At 65.9% G+C, this 16,957-nt stretch carries 17 protein-coding genes; 14 read left to right on the forward strand and 3 right to left on the reverse strand.

The window, feature by feature from the left end:
• Nucleotides 1-86: 86 nt before the first annotated feature.
• Nucleotides 87-1,079, reverse strand: a complete 993-nt coding sequence (locus BB934_RS12560) for a 2-hydroxyacid dehydrogenase (protein ID WP_173909448.1) — start codon at nucleotides 1,077-1,079, stop codon at nucleotides 87-89.
• A gap of 165 nt (nucleotides 1,080-1,244) precedes the next feature.
• On the opposite strand from BB934_RS12560, the gene BB934_RS12565 reads away from it, so the two are divergent.
• Together BB934_RS12565 and BB934_RS12570 are read left to right on the forward strand one after the other, a co-directional pair.
• Nucleotides 1,245-1,781: an SH3 domain-containing protein gene (locus BB934_RS12565; protein ID WP_099509930.1), complete on the forward strand. Its 537-nt coding sequence runs from the start codon at nucleotides 1,245-1,247 to the stop codon at nucleotides 1,779-1,781.
• 175 nt (nucleotides 1,782-1,956) lie between these two features.
• Entirely contained in the window at nucleotides 1,957-2,103 is a 147-nt protein-coding gene (locus BB934_RS12570; protein ID WP_099509931.1) for a DUF3096 domain-containing protein, read from the forward strand.
• A 12-nt stretch (nucleotides 2,104-2,115) separates the two neighbouring features.
• Here BB934_RS12570 and BB934_RS12575 read toward each other — a convergent pair whose 3' ends face one another.
• Together BB934_RS12575 and irr are read right to left on the reverse strand one after the other, a co-directional pair.
• On the reverse strand, nucleotides 2,116-2,988 hold the full coding sequence (locus tag BB934_RS12575; RefSeq protein ID WP_099509932.1) for an EamA family transporter: 873 nt from the start codon (nucleotides 2,986-2,988) through the stop codon (nucleotides 2,116-2,118).
• A gap of 44 nt (nucleotides 2,989-3,032) precedes the next feature.
• Nucleotides 3,033-3,503, reverse strand: a complete 471-nt coding sequence (gene irr, locus BB934_RS12580; protein ID WP_099509933.1) for a Fur family transcriptional regulator Irr — start codon at nucleotides 3,501-3,503, stop codon at nucleotides 3,033-3,035.
• Nucleotides 3,504-3,748: 245 nt separating this feature from the next.
• Here irr and fabA point away from each other — a divergent pair, with 245 nt between their 5' ends.
• From fabA to BB934_RS12640, 12 genes are all read left to right on the forward strand, one after another.
• Entirely contained in the window at nucleotides 3,749-4,270 is a 522-nt protein-coding gene (gene fabA / locus BB934_RS12585; protein ID WP_173909449.1) for a 3-hydroxyacyl-[acyl-carrier-protein] dehydratase FabA, read from the forward strand.
• 266 nt (nucleotides 4,271-4,536) lie between these two features.
• The gene (gene fabB, locus BB934_RS12590; protein WP_099509935.1) at nucleotides 4,537-5,760 is read left to right on the forward strand and encodes a beta-ketoacyl-ACP synthase I; all 1,224 of its coding nucleotides are present in this window, start codon (nucleotides 4,537-4,539) and stop codon (nucleotides 5,758-5,760) included.
• A 153-nt stretch (nucleotides 5,761-5,913) separates the two neighbouring features.
• On the forward strand, nucleotides 5,914-6,744 hold the full coding sequence (gene fabI / locus BB934_RS12595) for an enoyl-ACP reductase FabI (RefSeq protein WP_099512804.1): 831 nt from the start codon (nucleotides 5,914-5,916) through the stop codon (nucleotides 6,742-6,744).
• Nucleotides 6,745-7,096: 352 nt separating this feature from the next.
• Complete coding sequence (locus tag BB934_RS12600) at nucleotides 7,097-9,673, forward strand: bifunctional diguanylate cyclase/phosphodiesterase (RefSeq protein ID WP_162299158.1); 2,577 nt, start codon at nucleotides 7,097-7,099, stop codon at nucleotides 9,671-9,673.
• Nucleotides 9,674-9,791: 118 nt separating this feature from the next.
• On the forward strand, nucleotides 9,792-10,418 hold the full coding sequence (locus BB934_RS12605; RefSeq protein ID WP_157934154.1) for a thioredoxin domain-containing protein: 627 nt from the start codon (nucleotides 9,792-9,794) through the stop codon (nucleotides 10,416-10,418).
• Between the two features lie 239 nt (nucleotides 10,419-10,657).
• Complete coding sequence (gene murJ, locus BB934_RS12610; RefSeq protein ID WP_099509938.1) at nucleotides 10,658-12,178, forward strand: murein biosynthesis integral membrane protein MurJ; 1,521 nt, start codon at nucleotides 10,658-10,660, stop codon at nucleotides 12,176-12,178.
• Nucleotides 12,179-12,351: 173 nt separating this feature from the next.
• On the forward strand, nucleotides 12,352-13,392 hold the full coding sequence (trpS, locus tag BB934_RS12615; RefSeq protein ID WP_099509939.1) for a tryptophan--tRNA ligase: 1,041 nt from the start codon (nucleotides 12,352-12,354) through the stop codon (nucleotides 13,390-13,392).
• Between the two features lie 129 nt (nucleotides 13,393-13,521).
• A complete protein-coding gene (locus BB934_RS12620) occupies nucleotides 13,522-13,971 on the forward strand; it encodes a universal stress protein (protein ID WP_237050324.1) in 450 nt (149 codons plus the stop codon).
• 411 nt (nucleotides 13,972-14,382) lie between these two features.
• Nucleotides 14,383-14,943: a NifU family protein gene (locus BB934_RS12625; RefSeq protein WP_099509941.1), complete on the forward strand. Its 561-nt coding sequence runs from the start codon at nucleotides 14,383-14,385 to the stop codon at nucleotides 14,941-14,943.
• A gap of 80 nt (nucleotides 14,944-15,023) precedes the next feature.
• Nucleotides 15,024-15,617 carry a malonic semialdehyde reductase gene (locus BB934_RS12630; protein ID WP_210422164.1) on the forward strand — a complete coding sequence of 198 codons (594 nt, stop codon included), beginning with the start codon at nucleotides 15,024-15,026 and terminating at the stop codon, nucleotides 15,615-15,617.
• A 168-nt stretch (nucleotides 15,618-15,785) separates the two neighbouring features.
• Complete coding sequence (gene tsaB, locus BB934_RS12635; protein ID WP_099509943.1) at nucleotides 15,786-16,469, forward strand: tRNA (adenosine(37)-N6)-threonylcarbamoyltransferase complex dimerization subunit type 1 TsaB; 684 nt, start codon at nucleotides 15,786-15,788, stop codon at nucleotides 16,467-16,469.
• The gene (locus tag BB934_RS12640; RefSeq protein WP_099509944.1) at nucleotides 16,466-16,951 is read left to right on the forward strand and encodes a GNAT family N-acetyltransferase; all 486 of its coding nucleotides are present in this window, start codon (nucleotides 16,466-16,468) and stop codon (nucleotides 16,949-16,951) included. The genes tsaB and BB934_RS12640 overlap by 4 nt, the downstream gene beginning before the upstream one ends.
• Nucleotides 16,952-16,957 lie beyond the last annotated feature (6 nt).

Raw genomic sequence — 16,957 nt, forward strand, 5'->3', positions numbered from 1 at the left:
TATGTTACTGTTACTTTAGGACAAGGAAAAAATGTCCGGTGGCGTGCAAAGCGCACCGGAACCGCCAGGTTTTACGCCGGATGTCTTCAGAGCATGCTGGGCAGCACCCGATCCGGAGGCTTGTGGCCGTCAACGAAGGCCCGGATGTTGACGATCACCTTCTCGCCCATGGCGACGCGTCCCTCATGGGTCGCCGAGCCCATATGCGGCAGGAGCACCACCTTGCCCTGCTTGGCGAGCCGCACGAGGCGTGGATTGACGGCGGGCTCCTCCTCGAACACGTCAAGGCCGGCGCCGGCGATGGCGCCCGCCTCGATGAGCTTGGTCAGCGCGCTCTCGTCGATGATCTCGCCGCGCGCCGTGTTCACCACGATCGCATCGGGCTTCATGAGCTTAAGGCGACGCGCCGAGAGCAGGTGGTAGGTGGCGGGCGTGTGCGGGCAGTTCACCGACACGATGTCCATGCGCGCCAGCATCTGGTCGAGGGATTCCCAATAGGTCGCCTCGAGCTCCGCCTCGATCTTCGGCGGCACATGGCGGCGGTTGTGGTAGTGGATCGACAGGCCGAAGGCCTTGGCGCGGCGCGCCAGCGCCTGGCCGATGCGGCCCATGCCGACGATGCCGAGGCGTTTTCCCGTGATGCGCCGGCCGAGCATCCAGGTCGGCGACCAGCCGGACCATTCCCCGTCGGGGATCACGCGGGCGCCCTCCGGAATGCGGCGTGCGACCGCCAGGATCAGCGCCATGGTCATGTCGGCCGTATCCTCGGTGAGGACGCCGGGGGTGTTGGTGACGGCGATGCCCTTCGCGACCGCCGCGGCGACGTCGATATTGTCGACCCCGTTGCCGAAATTGGCGATGAGCTTCAGGTTCGGGCCGGCCTGCCCGAGCACGGCGGCATCGATCTCGTCCGTGATCGTGGGCACGAGCACGTCGGCCGTCCGGACGGCTTCAGTGAGCTCTTCGGGTGTGAGCGGCTTGTCCTCGAGATTGAGGCGCGTGTCGAACAATTCGCGCAGGCGCGTCTCGATCACGTCGGGCAGGCGGCGGGTGACGACGACGACAGGTCTCTTCTTCATCGGTTCAAGCGCTCCCCGCATGGAAAAAGCCGCGAAGTGCAAAGAGTTTCACGCTCTCTTAACCCTGACTCGGCGATCAAAGGTGACGACCCGCCGCGTGGCGGTTTCCGTCAAGCTTCTCTACCAGAGCCTCAACTCAAGACAAAGACACTATCCGGGGGAACCATGCGCAAGATCGTCCTTGCCCTTGCTCTTGTCGGCCTGAGCACGGTGTCGGCGCCGGCGCAGCAGCCGCCTCCGGGCGGGCGCCTCGGCACCGGCCTTCCCGTGCCGCGCTATGTGAGCCTCAAGACGGATCGGGTGAACCTGCGCGAGGGGCCGTCGAAGGACCACAGGACCGCCTGGGTGTTCCAGCGCGCGGGCCTGCCGGTGGAGATCATCGCCGAATACGAGACCTGGCGGCGCATCCGCGATTCGGAAGGCACGGAGGGCTGGGTGCTGCATTCCCTGCTTTCGGGCCGGCGCACGGCTCTCGTCATGCCCTGGGCCAAGGGCAATCCGCCGCCGATAGGCCTGCTCGACCGCACCGACGACAAGGGCAGCGTCGTCGCCCATCTCCAGCCGGGCGTGATCACCAACATCAAGGGCTGCGACGGCAGATGGTGCCGGGTGATGATCGTGATGGACGGCGCCCGCGACGTTGACGGCTACATCCAGCAGGAGAAGCTGTGGGGCGTCTATCCCAACGAGACGGTCGAATAGGATTTTTCCAGTTTATCAAGCATTCGAATGAATCCCAAAAGTGGATTGCACTTTTGGGATTCATTCGATGCTCAATTCTTAACTTGCGCATCGTTCGAGCGGAAAACCGGGTCCACTTTTCCGCACGATGCGCTAGAAGGCAACATCGTTTCGCTTCTCTGGAAAGTTCGCCTGCATGTCCTTGAACCTGAGCTTCAAGCTTCTCCCGATCCTCGCCATCGCCCTCGGCGCGGCCTCGATCGTCGTTCCGCGCTTCCTGAACATCTTCGTGGCGATCTTCCTCATCGCCTACGGGCTCGTCGGCTACGGCTTCATCCGCTGAGGAGCGGGAGGTTCAAACCATCCGCCGCATCAGGCGCGGGCCGAAGATGTTGAAGGCGAGGCCGAGAACGATCACGGCGCCGCCGACGGCCTCGATGGGGTGCATGGCCTCGCCGAGAATGAGGGCCGAGCCCAGGATGCCGGCGACGGGCACGAAGAGCGCGAAGGGCGTCACCGTCGCCGCCGGATGGCGCGACAGGAGATAGGCCCAGATCCCGAAGGCGAAGATCGTGGTCGGATAGGCGAGATAGGCCACGGCCAGCAGGGTACCGCCGTCGATCTGCGTCAGCGCCGTCCAGACCGCGGTGGGGCCGTCGAGCCAGAGCGAGAGGCCGAGCAGCGGCAGCGGCGCGACAAGGCTCGACCAGACGATGAAGCCCAGCATGTCGACTCGGCCCGCCTTCTTGGAGACGATATTGGCCACGCCCCAGGAGGCGGCGGCCACGACGGTCATCAGGAAGGGGATCGCTCCGCCGCCGGTCATGCGCGGCCAGGCGATCAGGACGAGGCCGAAGCTCGCTACGAGGCCGCCGATCACCTGGTGCGGCCCGGGCCGCTCGCCCATGACAACGGCGGCGAAGAGAATCGTGAAGAAGACCTGCGCCTGCATCACCACGGAGGCGAGGCTCGCCGGCATGCCCAGGCCAAGCGCCGCGAAGAGCAGGCCGAACTGCGCCACGCCGAGAAAGAAGCCGTAAGCGACCACATGGCGCCAGTCGGTCTTGGGCCTCGCGATGAAGATGACGGCCGGCAGGGCCGCGAAGAGGAAGCGCAACGCCGCGAGCAGCAGCGGCGGCATGGTGCCGACCCCGAGCTTGATGACGACGAAGCTCAGGCCCCAGATGGCCGTGACGAGAAGGGCGGCGAGGCTGTGGCTGAGCGGCATCTGCTGAAGACCGGGGCCGCTCTCTCAAAGAATGAGGCGGTGACTTAGACGCTCTTGCGGCGCAGGCGGACGATGACTTCGACGCCTGCCACTTCCATGCCCTCGGGAGGCTCGGGCAGGTCGGCGACGCTCAGGCCGGAGGAGGGCATGTCGACGATCTCACCCTCTTCCTCCAGGAAGAAATGGTGATGCTCGGTCGGGTTGGTGTCGAAATAGGCCTTGGCCCCGTCCACTGCGAGCTGGCGCAGGAGGCCTGCTTCCGTGAACTGGTGCAGGGTGTTGTAGACCGTCGCCAGCGAGACCGGTACGCGGGCCCGGGTGGCTTCGTCGAAGAGCATTTCCGCCGTGATGTGCCGATCGCCTTTGCCGAACAGGAGCCAGCCCAAGGACACGCGCTGCCGGGTCGGGCGCAGGCCCACGCGGCGCAGCTTGTCCCGCAGCTCGGACACGGGGCATCCCCTCCGGTGAGCCGGGGCGGTGGTGGACTCGATATAGGCGGATAAAGGATCGGTCATCTGCGGAACTGAATGGACGAATAGGCGCTTCTAACACCACAATCATAAGAAAGCGAGAGGGTGACCGCAAGGCTGCCCTCCCGGCTGCGCTTGGCACGATTCCGCGAGTGGTGCAAGAATCCCCTTGAATCCCCGCGGGGGTCCTTTGATGGATGGCCAAGCCTGTGCTACCAGAGCCGCATTCACAGCCCCGAGGCGTTCTTGAGGCCCCTTTTTGAGACGCGATGAAAGGATCGGCATCCGGAATGGCCCGCCAGTCCAGCTTTACCTATGAAGAGCTTCTCGCCTGCGGGCGCGGAGAGTTGTTCGGCGCCGGCAATGCGCAATTGCCGCTTCCGCCCATGCTGATGTTCGACCGCATCACCTCCATCGGCGAGGACGGCGGCGCCTACGGCAAGGGCCATGTGGTCGCTGAGCTCGACGTGCGGCCGGACCTCTGGTTCTTCCCCTGCCACTTCAAGGGCGATCCGGTGATGCCGGGCTGCCTCGGCCTCGACGCTCTCTGGCAGATGACCGGCTTCTTCCTCGGCTGGGGCGGCTCCTCCGGTCGCGGCCGGGCGCTGGGCGTCGGCGAGGTGAAGTTCTCCGACCAGGTGCTGCCGACCGTCAAGAAGGTGGTCTACGGCGTCGACCTCAAGCGCGTCTTCCGCTCCAAGCTGGTGCTCGGCATCGCCGATGGCTGGCTCGAGGCCGACGGGCGCCGGATCTACGAGGCCAAGGACATGCGCGTCGGCCTGTTCCAGACGGACGCAGCCGCTGGCGGCTAGGCTCTGAACGGATCTGGCGATGGGGCGATGCCGCCCCATCCTATTGACAAAGCGTGATCTTTTTTTGAAGAACCGGCCCTGCCGGCTTGCGCATCGGCGGGATCCACCGTTTTGGGATCCGCCCGATGCTCCGGCAGCGGGCCTTCATGCGTTCGGGACCATGCTTTCATCCCATTCGCATGGCTTAAGTGTTGAGAATGGGCGGCGTCGACCTTACGTGTTGAATCGTTAAGGCTGACATCGAAGATCCTTTGAAGAGGTAGGCTATGAGGCGCGTCGTCGTCACCGGAATGGGCATCGTGTCGTCCATCGGCAACAACACGCAGGAGGTGCTGGCCTCTTTGCGCGAAGCGAGGTCCGGCATCAGCAAGGCCGAGGATTACGCCAAGTACGGCTTCCGATGCCAGGTGCAGGGCGCCCCGAGCCTCAACCCGGAGGAGATGGTCGACCGGCGCGCCATGCGCTTCCATGCGCGGGGCACGGCCTGGAACCATGTGGCCATGGACCAGGCGATCCGGGATGCCGGCCTCGAGGAGAACGAGATCTCCAACGAACGCACCGGCATCATCATGGGCTCGGGCGGTCCTTCCACCCGCATCATCATGGAAGCCGCCGACATCACCCGCGAAAAGGGTCCCAAGCGCATCGGCCCCTTCGCGGTGCCCAAGGCCATGTCCTCGACCGCCTCGGCGACGCTTGCGACCTGGTTCAAGATCAAGGGCGTGAACTATTCCATCTCGTCCGCCTGCGCGACCTCGAACCATTGCGTCGGCAACGCCTACGAGATGATTCAGTACGGCAAGCAGGACGTGATGTTCGCCGGCGGCTGCGAGGATCTGGACTGGACCATGTCCAACCTCTTCGACGCCATGGGCGCCATGTCCACCAAGTACAACGACACCCCGTCCCGGGCATCGCGCGCCTATGACGCCAACCGCGATGGCTTCGTCATCGCCGGCGGCGCGGGCGTGCTGGTGCTGGAGGAGCTGGAGCATGCCAAGGCGCGCGGCGCCCGCATCTACGGCGAGATCGTCGGCTACGGCATGACCTCGGACGGCTACGACATGGTCGCCCCCTCGGGCGAGGGCGCGATCCGCTGCATGCGCATGGCGCTCAAGGACGTTCACAACCCGATCGACTACATCAACCCGCACGCCACCTCGACCCCGGTCGGCGACCAGAAGGAGATCGAGGCGATCCGCACGGTCTTCGGCGCGGGCGACAAGTGCCCGCCGATCTCTGCGACCAAGTCGCTCACCGGCCACTCGCTCGGCGCCACCGGCGTGCAGGAGGCGATCTATTCGCTCTTGATGATGAACAACGGATTCATCTGCGAGAGCGCCCATATCGAGGAGCTCGATCCGGAATTCGCCGACATGAACATCGTCCGCAAGCGTGTCGACGATGCCAAGATCGACACGGTCCTGTCGAATTCCTTCGGCTTCGGCGGCACCAATGCCACACTCGCCTTCAGCCGCTACAACGGATAAGACATCGTCATAAACCCGAGACGGCTCCATGCGATGCCCCGAAAAAGGGGACTTCGCATGGACACGCTGAATCATACCGACATTCCGGCTCGCGATGCACACTTTCATAACAATTGGCGTCGCACGATGGAGCCGATGGATAGGGGGACCCGAGTGACCGGTCTGATGCAAGGAAAGCGCGGCCTCATCATGGGCGTCGCCAACGACCATTCCATCGCCTGGGGCATCGCCAAGACCCTGGCCAAGCACGGCGCGGAACTCGCGTTCACCTATCAGGGGGAGGCCCTGGGCAAGCGCGTGACGCCGCTGGCGCAGTCGCTCGGCTCCGATCTCGTCGTCCCCTGCGACGTGGAGGACATCGCCTCGGTGGATGCGGTGTTCGAGACCCTCGACCGGCGCTGGGACGGCCTCGATTTCGTGGTCCACGCCATCGGCTTCTCCGACAAGTCGCAGTTAAAGGGCTCCTATGTGGACGTCACCACTCGCGAGAATTTTTCCCGCACCATGGTGATCTCCTGCTTCTCCTTCACGGAGATCGCCCAGCGCGCGGCCAAGCGCATGAGAAACGGCGGCTCGCTGCTCACCCTCACCTATGGCGGCTCGACCCGGGTCATGCCGAATTACAACGTCATGGGCGTGGCGAAGGCGGCACTCGAAGCCTCCATGCGCTACATCGCGTCCGATCTCGGGCCCCAGGGCATCCGCTGCAACGCCATCTCGGCGGGTCCCGTGCGCACGCTCGCCGGCGCCGGCATCTCGGATGCGCGCCTGATGTTCACCTACCAGAAGGCCCACGCCCCCTTACGCCGCACGGTGACCATCGAGGATATCGGCGGCTCGGCGCTCTATCTGCTCTCGGACCTCTCGAACGGCGTGACCGGCGAGATCCACTACGTCGATTCCGGCTACAACGTCATCTCGATGCCCCGTCCCGAGATCCTCAAGGCCCAGGATGCGGCCGGCGTGACCGGCGAGGAGAGCTAGCGCATCGTGCGGCCCACCGGGTCCGCATTTAGCGATGCGCTCTTCAAGTATTGAAGCCCTCCCGATTCAAGATCGTTTTCGCAGCCATTGTCCGCTGCCTGTTAACCTTGGCCTTTACTGCCAAGGTTCCGGCACGAAACAAGACGCTTAACCTTACCCGTCAATCATCGTCCGACATCGATCTCAGGAAAACCTGAAAAGAAACCATCTGCGCCGTTCCACCGATGGACAGATCTCGTAATGTGAGCCAAGGATTTATCTCATATTCGCGACACTCTCGGTTTGCTGAATGCGACAGCACGACGACATCTCTTTTAAGTCTGCCTATGGCAGATCTCGCGAAGATTTGCTCATGCCCCAGAGGAATGGACCGGCGATCACTGAAAGCCTGTATCGTTATGCTTTCGAGTTGAGCCGCCAGATCCCATGGATGTCGGACGCCGAAGGGAACGTCATCCAGATCGGTCCCGGCTGGGCGGAATGGATCGGCCAGGCGCCGGAACAGCTGATCGGCGGCGGCTGGGTCAAGCTGGTCTATCCCGACGACCTGCCGCGCCTCGTCCAGACGCGGCGCGAAAGCCTGGCTTCCGGCGAACCCTACCAATGCGAATACCGGATCAGGACCGCCGACGGCAGCTATCGCTGGTGCCGCTCGAGCTCGGCCGCCCGCCGCGACGAGGCCGGGGCGATCGTGTTCTGGTACGGGACCACGGAAGACATCCACGACCGCAAGGAAGCGGAACAGACCCTGCAGGGCCATGCCCGGGTCCTGGAGATGGTCGCCGCAGGCCAGTCGGTGAGCGAGATCCTCACGGCCCTTTGCCATCTCGCGGAGGAGCGGATCCCAGAGGCGCGGTGCTCGATCCTGCTCCATGACCCGGAGGGCAACCTTCTCCGGCACGGCGCGGCTCCGAGCCTTCCGGCCGCCTATTGCGCCGCCATCGACGGCGTTCGCATCGGGCCTGCGGTCGGCTCCTGCGGCACGGCGGCCCATACCCGCAGCAGCGTCATCGTCGCCGACATCGCCTCCGACCCCTTATGGTCGAAATGGCGCGACGTCGCGCTCGGCTACGGCCTGCGGGCCTGCTGGTCGAAGCCGGTCTTCTCGCGTTCCGGCGAGGTGCTCGGTACCCTGGCGCTCTATTACGACGAGCCGCGTGCACCCAGGCCGGACGAGATGGAGCGCATGGAGGCCGTGCAGCATCTAGCGGCGCTGGCAATCGAGCGGCAGAGGGACGATGCGGCTCTGCGCGAAAGCGAGGAGCATCATCGCAACTCCGTCGAGCTCAACCCGCAGATTTCCTGGACGGCCGATCCGCAGGGCGGTCTCCTCGATGTGTCCTCGCGCTGGCAGGACAGCACCGGGATGAGCGTGAGCGAAGCGGCGGGCTCCGGCTGGAGCCAGGCCCTGCATTCCGAAGATCGGCCCAACGCCCTGCGCGAATGGTCCCGGTCGATCGCGACCGGCACGCCCCTCGACGTCGATTACCGCCTGCGCATGGAGGACGGGACCTATCGCTGGTTCCGCTCCCGCGCCGCAGCCCGGCGCGGAGAGGAGGGCGGCGTCGTCCGCTGGTACGGCACGGTCGAGGACATCCACGACCGCAAGCTCACCGAGGAAACCCTGCGCTGGGCCGCGCATCACGACGATCTCACGGGGCTCGCCAACCGCAGGCTTTTCCGCGAGCGCCTCCAGCAAGCGCTCGCGAGCATCTCCGAGGCGCATCCCGCCACCGGCCTGCTGGTCATGGATCTCGACCATCTCAAGCAGATCAACGACAGGTTCGGCCACGACGCCGGCGACGATCTCCTGAAGGAGTTCGCCCAGCGCCTGCGCAGCGTCGCACGCGACACCGACACCATCGCGCGCCTCGGCGGCGACGAATTCGCGGTGCTGCTGCCCGGCATCGCCGGCGAGCAGGATATCGTCGCCGTGGCCGAGGCGATCCTGTCGCGCATGCAGGAGCCTCTGAAGCGCGACGGGAAGCTACTCGACTGCCGCGCCAGCATCGGCGGCGCCATCTCCCTTGGCTTCGGCATGAGCCCCGAAGAGCTCCAGAAGCAGGCGGACCTGGCGCTCTACCGCAGCAAGACCTCCGGCCGAGGCTCGTTCCGGATGTTCGTCGCGACCATGCGCGAGGAGGCCCAGAAAAAGGCTTCCGCGCTCGAGGTGGCGACGAGCGCGCTGGCCTCCGACTGGATCGTGCCATTCTACCAACCCAAGATGGCTCTGGCCTCGGGCACGCTCAGCGGCTTCGAGGCGCTCTTACGTTGGCATCATCCCAACGGCGGGATCCAGTCGCCGGAAAAGATCGCCCCGGCCTTCAACGACACGGAACTCGGCACGGCCATCGGCGAGCGCATGCGCGCCTGCATCTTCCGCGACCTGCGCCGCTGGCGCGATGCGGGCCTGCCCGTCGGGCGGATCGCCATCAACGTCTCGGCGGCTGAACTCCGGCGCGACACCTATGCCGAGCGCGTGCTCGACGAGCTGCGGCGCGCGGATCTGCCGGCGAGCTGCCTCGAGGTGGAGGTGACCGAGAGCGTCTTTCTCGATTCCGGCGCCGAATTCGTGGAGCGGGCTCTGCGCACCTTGAGCGCGGAGGGCGTGACCATCGCGCTCGACGATTTCGGCACCGGCTATGCCTCGCTCTCGCACCTCAAGCGCTTTCCGGTCGATGCGATCAAGATCGACCGAACCTTCGTGAGCGGCCTGGAGACCGATGCGGGCGACGCCGCCATCGTCAGGGCGCTCCTGAGCCTCGGCCGCAATCTCGGCATCGAGGTCGTGGCCGAGGGCGTCGAGACCGCAGTCCAGCAATCGCTCCTGCAGCGCCTGAGCTGCGACCTGGTCCAGGGCTACCGCATCGGCCGCCCCATGCCGGCAGAGGACCTGCCGTCCTTCATCGCGTCGTGGGCGGGGATGTGACGGGTATGCCGGTCGGCGGTTAACCCATCCCTCACGAACCTGCGAGACGATGAACCTTGGCCTTGCCAGCGCCACGATCGACCGGCACGAGTGGCTTTCCTTACGAGAGTTTTATTTCATGATCCTGTCTCGCCGCGTTCTTCTCGCCGGTCTTGCCCTTGCCGGCACAAAGGCCCCGGCCTTCGCGCAATCCGCGCCGGAGCCGCAGATGATCCCGGTAGAGCTGATCGAGAACGCCCTGAACCTGCCCTCCATCGTCCGTCTCGGCCACAAGCATGGCGACGTGATCATGGTGGAGTATTTCGATTACAACTGCCCCTGGTGCAAACGCTCGGCTCAAGCCCTGCCCGACCTCTTGAAGGCGGAGCCCGAGCTCACCTATGTGCTGGTGAATTTCGCGGTGCTGAGCCCGCAATCAGTGGCCGCGACGCGGGCGGCGCTCGCCTATCTGCGGCTCTACGGACCCGAGCGCTATCTACCGCTCCATCTCGCACTGTTCAAGCTGCGCGGCACAGCGGACGGATCGCGCGCGCTTTCAGAGGCGGAGCGCCTGGGCGGCGACACGAAGCGCATGACGGAGATCGCCGACAGCGCTGAGACGACCCAGTGGATGAAGGATGCCTTCTCCACCGGCAACGATCTCGGCCTCGTCGCCACTCCATCCTTCCTGATCGGGACGGAAGCCTATATCGGCGGCATGAGCCTGGAGCAGAAGCGCGAAGCAATCGCCCGGGCAAGAGGGTAACGCGCTTCTTCCCTCCCCCTTGCGGGGAGGGATTGAGGGCGGGGGTCGAAAAGTCAGAACACTGCGCCATTGAGACAGCACAAGGCGCATACGGTGCATCCCCGCTCCCGCCCGAGAGAGGGAGGATCGTACAATCAGCAATCGCTCGCCCGGTCGGACCACCCCCACCCCTGGCCCCTCCCCGCAAGGGGGACGGGATGGTTGCAGCTCGTGAGACGACCCGCTAAGCCCGGATAAGCATGTCGCTCATCCGCTCCTCCCTCCTGGTCGGTTTCGGCTCGGTCGCCTCGCGCGTCCTCGGCTTCGTCCGGGACGTGCTGTTCGCGCAAGCGCTGGGAGCGGGGCCTGTGGCGGACGCGTTTCTCGCGGCTTTCCGCCTGCCGAACCTGGTGCGCCGCGTCGTCGGCGAGGGCGGGCTCAACCCGGCGCTCGTGCCGGCCTTGAGCCGCCTGGAGCCGGACGAGGCCGCCGCGACCGCCGGCGACGTGCTCGGCGTCTTCGGGATCGCGCTCCTCGCGCTGACGGGCCTCGTGGAGATCGGAGCGGGCCTAATCGCGTTTCTCCTCGCGCCGGGTCTTCGCGACGACGGAACGCTGGCTCTGGTGGCGCTATACACGCGCCTCTCCTTTCCCATCGTCCTGTGCGTGACCCTCGCCTCCATCGGCGCGGCGCTTCTCAACATGCGCGGGCGTTTCGGGGCCACCGCCCTCGCGCCGCTCGCGGTCAATGGCGGGCTGATCCTGACCCTCGTTGCGATCGAAACCGGCTTCAGCCTGCCGCTCGTGCAAAAAGCATCGTGGCTTGCCGCCGCGTCGAGTCTCGCCGGGCTGATCCAGCTCGTCATCGTCGCCGCAGCGCTCCTGCAGGACGGACCGAGCCTCGTCCGGTTCCGCTGGCCGCGCTGGTCACCGCTGATGAAGAGCTTTCTGCTCGCCGGATTTCCGGTGCTGGCTGCGAGCGGCGCCGTGCAGATCTTCTTTCTGGCCGCCACCCAGATCGCCTCGTTCTGGCCGTCGGGAATTGCCTGGCTCTACTATGCCGAGCGCGTCATGCAGCTGCCGCTCGGGCTGATGGCGGCGCTCGGCTCGAGCCTGCTGCTGCCCGAACTCGCCCGGCGCTACAGGGCCGGCGAGATGCAGGCCATCGCCGCCGCGCAGAACCGGGCGCTCGAAGCAGCCCTGCTGCTCTCCCTGCCGGCCGCCGCCGCCCTCGTCATCCTGGCCCGACCAATGAGCGCGGTCCTGTTCGAGCGCGGCGCCTTCGAATCCTCCGACGCGGAGGGCACCGCCCTGGTGCTCGCGGCGCTCAGCCTCGGCCTCCCCTTCGCGACGGTGGCGAAGGTGCTGAGCCAGAGCCTGTTCGCCTGCGGTTCCCTGCGCGCGGCGCTCATGGCCGCCATCGCCGGCCTCGTTCTCACCGTGGCGGGCGCCCTCGCCCTCGCCTGGCCGCTCGGCCCGACCGGGATCGCGCTCGGGGTCAGCATCGGCTGTCTCGGCCATGCGGGCGCGGTGGTGGTCGGGCTTCACCGATTCGGTCTCTGGCAGCCGGACCGGGCCCTGACAGTTCGCCTGATGCGGATCGCGGCAGCGGTCCTCGTCATGGGTCTCGGGCTGGTGGCCGCCGTGCGCCTGATCCCGCAGGACGGCGCACTCTCCCTCGCCGCACTCTGCCTCGGCGGCCTTGCGCTCTATGCGCTTGGCGCCTTCGCGACCGGCGCCGTCAGCCGCGACGATTGGGCTTCGCTCACGAAAAACGCATGAGGACCCATGAGAACCCTTGCATCGTGGCGCGGCCCTGTCATAACGCGCGCCTCAATGGACTATTTTCGGGCGAGGCGGCCTCCGCTTCGCTGCAAGAAAAGCAGTCAGACGATATCCGGGGCTGTTAGCGGCTGAACTTGCAACCGCACCCGCCCCTGTGGGAGTTCAAGGCGATGGCGCAGTTCAAGGAGCTGGTGTTCTCGGGCGTTCAGCCGACCGGAAACCTTCATCTCGGGAATTATCTCGGCGCCATCAAGCGCTTCGTCACGATGCAGGAGAACTACGACTGCATCTATTGCGTCGTCGACATGCACGCGATCACCGTGCCGCAGAACCCGGCGGACCTCACCCGCCAGATCCGCGAAGTGACGGCCGCGTTCATCGCCGCCGGCATCGACCCGAAGCGCCATATCGTCTTCAACCAGAGCCAGGTGCCGCAGCATGCGGAGCTCGCCTGGGTGTTCAACTGCGTCGCGCGCCTCGGCTGGCTCAACCGCATGACCCAATTCAAGGACAAGGCGGGCAAGGACCGGGAGAACGCTTCCGTTGGCCTCTACGCCTATCCGGACCTGATGGCCGCCGACATCCTGGTCTACCGCGCCACCCATGTGCCGGTGGGCGAGGACCAGAAGCAGCATCTCGAACTGACCCGCGACATCGCTCAGAAGTTCAACAACGATTGGGCCGAATCGATTGCCGCGCACGGTTTCGGCGAGACCTTCTTCCCGCTGACCGAGCCGATGATCCAGGGCCCGGCGACTCGAGTCATGTCGCTGCGCGACGGCTCGAAGAAGATGTCGAAGTCGGACCCGTCCGACTATTCGCGCATCAACCTCACGGACGATGCCGACACCATCGCCCAGAAGATCCGCAAGGCGAAGACCGATCCCGAGCCGCTGCCCTCCGAAGTCGAGGGCCTGAAGGCCCGGCCGGAAGCCGAGAACCTGGTGGCGATCTATGCCGCGCTCATGGACATGACGCCGGACGAGGTGCTGCGCCAGCATGGCGGCTCGCAATTCTCCGGCTTCAAGGCTGCCCTCGTCGACGTCGCGGTGACCAAGCTGTCGTCCGTCGCCGACGAGATGCGCCGCCTCATGGCCGATCCCGGCCATATCGATGCGGTGCTCGCGGACGGCTCCGCGCGGGCCCGGGCGCTTGCCTCCGTGACCATGGACGCGGTCAAGGACATTGTCGGTTTCGTGCGCGCGCGCTGATGCCTAAAAATGCTGCTGATACCTGGGCTTGCTCTTGCCGGCGGGGCAGGGCAGCATCTGCCTGATGCAGGAGAGCGTGCTGTGAGCGGCAAGCGCCGATCCTACGAATCGGGCCACCGTCCGAAATTCATGGTGGTGATCGACCAGACCCCCGAATGCGCCCGGGCTGTGCATTTCGCCTCCCGGCGCGCGGCCCGCACCGGCGCGAGCATGGTCATGCTCGCCGTGGTGGACCCGCCCGACAACTTCGAATGGATCGGCGTCGGCGAGGCCATGATCGAGGAGGCGACCGAAGAGGCGCAGAAGCGGCTCGAGGACGCCGCCCGCGAGGCCCGCAGCGCCGCGGGCGTCGAGCCCGAGCAGGCGATCCGGGTCGGCAACCGGGCCGACGAGATCATCAAGCTCATCAACGAGGACGAGGACATCTCCTTCTTCGTTCTTGCCGCCGGCAGCGGCAAGGAAGGCCCCGGCCCCCTGGTCTCATCCCTCGCCGGCAAGGCCGCCGCCTCCTTCCCGGTTCCCATCGTCATCGTGCCGGGCACCCTGACGGACGAGGAAATCGACGCGCTGGCGGGGTGAGCGACATCTTCCCTCCCCACCTCATCTCGGGCAAGCCCGAGATGAGCATTCTCTTGCACAAGTCGGGAACACCCGACTTGTGTCGGGGAGGGATTAAGGGTGGGGGTCGAAAAGTCGGGATGCTCCGCCCTATCATGGAAGCATGAGGTCAATACAGCGCCATTCTCACCTGACCGATCACCCGGTTGGGCGACCCCCACCCCTAACCCCTCCCCGCAAGGGGGAGGGAAATCGCGCCACACATGTCATGCGATCCCACGTCCCACCGGTGCAGCCCCGGGATGAGTTCTGAGAATACGTTCTCCCCTTGGAATCCACCCCGATCCATTCCACATTGAGACTGGAACCTGTTAGAACGATTCTAACACTCATCTCGGCCGGCCTTGAACCGGCGCAGAGGATCACGAAGCGATGTTCATCCAGACCGAAGCCACCCCCAATCCCGCCACCTTGAAATTCCTGCCCGGCCGCGTGATCATGCCCGAAGGCACCTTCGAGGCGAAGACCTCCGAGCAGGGCGAAGTCTCGCCCCTGGCCCAGCGCCTCTTCGCCGTTCCCGGCGTGACCGGCGTCTTCTTCGGCTACGATTTCGTGACCGTGACCAAGGCGGACGGCGAGTGGCAGCACCTGAAGCCGGCCATCCTTGGCGGGATCATGGAGCATTTCATGACCGGCGCGCCGCTCTTCGCCAACGGCTACGGCGCCACGGAGGAGGACAGCGAGGAGTTCTTCGATCCCGAGGACGCCTCGACGGTCGAGACCATCAAGGAGCTGCTCGAAACCCGCATCCGCCCGGCGGTGGCGGGCGACGGCGGTGACATCACCTTCCGCGGCTTCAAGGACGGCACCGTCTATCTCGTGATGAAGGGCGCCTGCTCGGGCTGCCCGTCCTCGACGGCCACCCTGCGCCATGGCATCCAGAACCTGCTGCGCCACTTCCTGCCGGACGTGCGCGAGGTGCAGGCGGTTTAACGTCGCCATTTGATTCGCACCTGACGTTTCAGCTATCGAAGCGCGGCCCTTTCGAGCCGCGCTTTTTCTTTGGAGACCACCTGTTGCCAGCCCTGCCCGATGCCATCCTGGATCAGCTCTTTCGTGAAGCCCGCACCCATCGCTGGTGGGAGGAGCGGCCGATCCCGGAGATGATACTGCGTGAGATCGCCGAGCTTGCGAAAATGGGGCCGACGAGCGCCAATTCCTCGCCCGGCCGTTTCGTCTTCGTCGTGTCTGCGCAGGCCAAGGAAAAGCTCCGGCCGCATCTCGACGAGGGCAATCTGCGCCAGACCATGAGCGCGCCGGCGACCGTGATCGTCGCCTACGACATCGAGTTCTACGAAAAGCTCTTCTATCTCGCGCCGAACAGCCCCGACGCGCGCAGCTGGTTCGCCGGCAAGCCCGAGGCCATCGAGAGAGCCGGGTTCCAGGGCTCCTGCCTGCAGGGCGCCTATCTCATCATGGCCGCGCGCTCCCTCGGACTGGATTGCGGGCCCATGGGCGGCTTTTCGCGCAAGGGCGTCGACGAGGCCTTCTTTCCCGACGGACGGACAAAGTCGAACTTCCTGATCAATCTCGGCTACGGCATCCCCGAAAAACTTCATCCGCGCCAGCCGCGCTTCGCCTTCGAGGAATTCTGCACCATCGCGTGACTCACGCAGGCGCCACGATCCGCTCCACGAGGCCGATCATGGCGGATCTGAACTCCGCCGGATCGGAAAGGGGCGGCGCAGTGTCCGCGCCATGCCGGTCTCCGATTTCCCGGTTCCCTTCTCTTCGCTTCATGCTCTAAAGGAACGGAGACCTGACGGAGACGAACGTTGCGCGTTCTTGCCATCGATACCGCCCTCGGCGCCTGCTCGGCCTGCATCATCCAGGCGGGAGAGCCCGTGCCGCTGGCGGCCGAGACCATTCCCATGGAGCGCGGCCACGCGGAGGCCCTGATGCCGCTCCTCGACCGGCTCTCCGCCCAGGTTGAGGGCGGCTTCGAGAGCCTGGAAAGGGTCGCCGTCACGGTCGGGCCCGGCAGCTATACAGGCCTGAGGGTCGGCATCAGCGCCGCCCGCGGCATCGGCCTTGCCGCCGGCATCCCGGTCGTCGGGGTCGCGACGCTCTCCGCCTTTCTCGCACCCCTCATGGTCGGCGACCGGCGCGGGCTCTTCACCGCCGCCATCGATGCCAAGCACGGCCATATCTATATCCAGGCCATCGCTGCGGGCGGACGCACCATCATCCCGCCGGGTCTCATGACCTATCGCGAGGCCATCCGGCTTCTGGGCTCCGGCCCGATCCTCGTCGCCGGATCGGCGGCGGCGATGCTGGCAGCCGAGGCCCGGGCGCAGGGGGTCGAGGCTCATCTCGGCGAGGTGTCGGGCTTTCCCGATATCGGCTGGGTGGCGCGGCTCGGCGCCCTTGCCGACCCGAATCAGGCCCTGCCGAAGCCGCTCTACCTGCGCGAGCCCGACGCCAAGCCGCAGGACGGGGCCCGAATCGCCAGGCAATGAGGATTCTCGACCGGTTCATGCATCCGCCTGCCCCACGCTTCGCCCCCCTCGGCACCGAGGCCGCGGCGCGGCTTGCCGCCATCCATGCCTCGGCCTTCGCACGGGGCTGGAGCACCCTCGATTTCGAGCGGCTGATGGCTGAGCGCGGGGTCGTGACCGACGGGCTGTTCCTCGGGCGCGCGGCGAAGCCCGCGGGCTTCGTCCTGTCGCGGATCGTGCTCGACGAAGCGGAGATCATCACGGTCGCCGTCACCACGGAGGCGCGGGGCAGGGGCCATGCGCGCCCGCTCCTCGTCCATCATCTCGACGCGCTCTCGCGCCGGGGCGTTGCCCGCGTGCATCTCGAGGTCGAGGAGGGCAATGCGCCGGCGCTCGCGCTCTACCGCCGCCTGCACTTCGAGACCACCGGGCGGCGGGAAGGCTATTACCGCAAGCCCGATGGGACGCGGGTCACGGCGCTGACCATGGCCTTGGCCCTATAGCCCGCG

The sequence above is a fragment of the Microvirga ossetica genome (assembly GCF_002741015.1).
GTDB lineage: Bacteria > Pseudomonadota > Alphaproteobacteria > Rhizobiales > Beijerinckiaceae > Microvirga > Microvirga ossetica.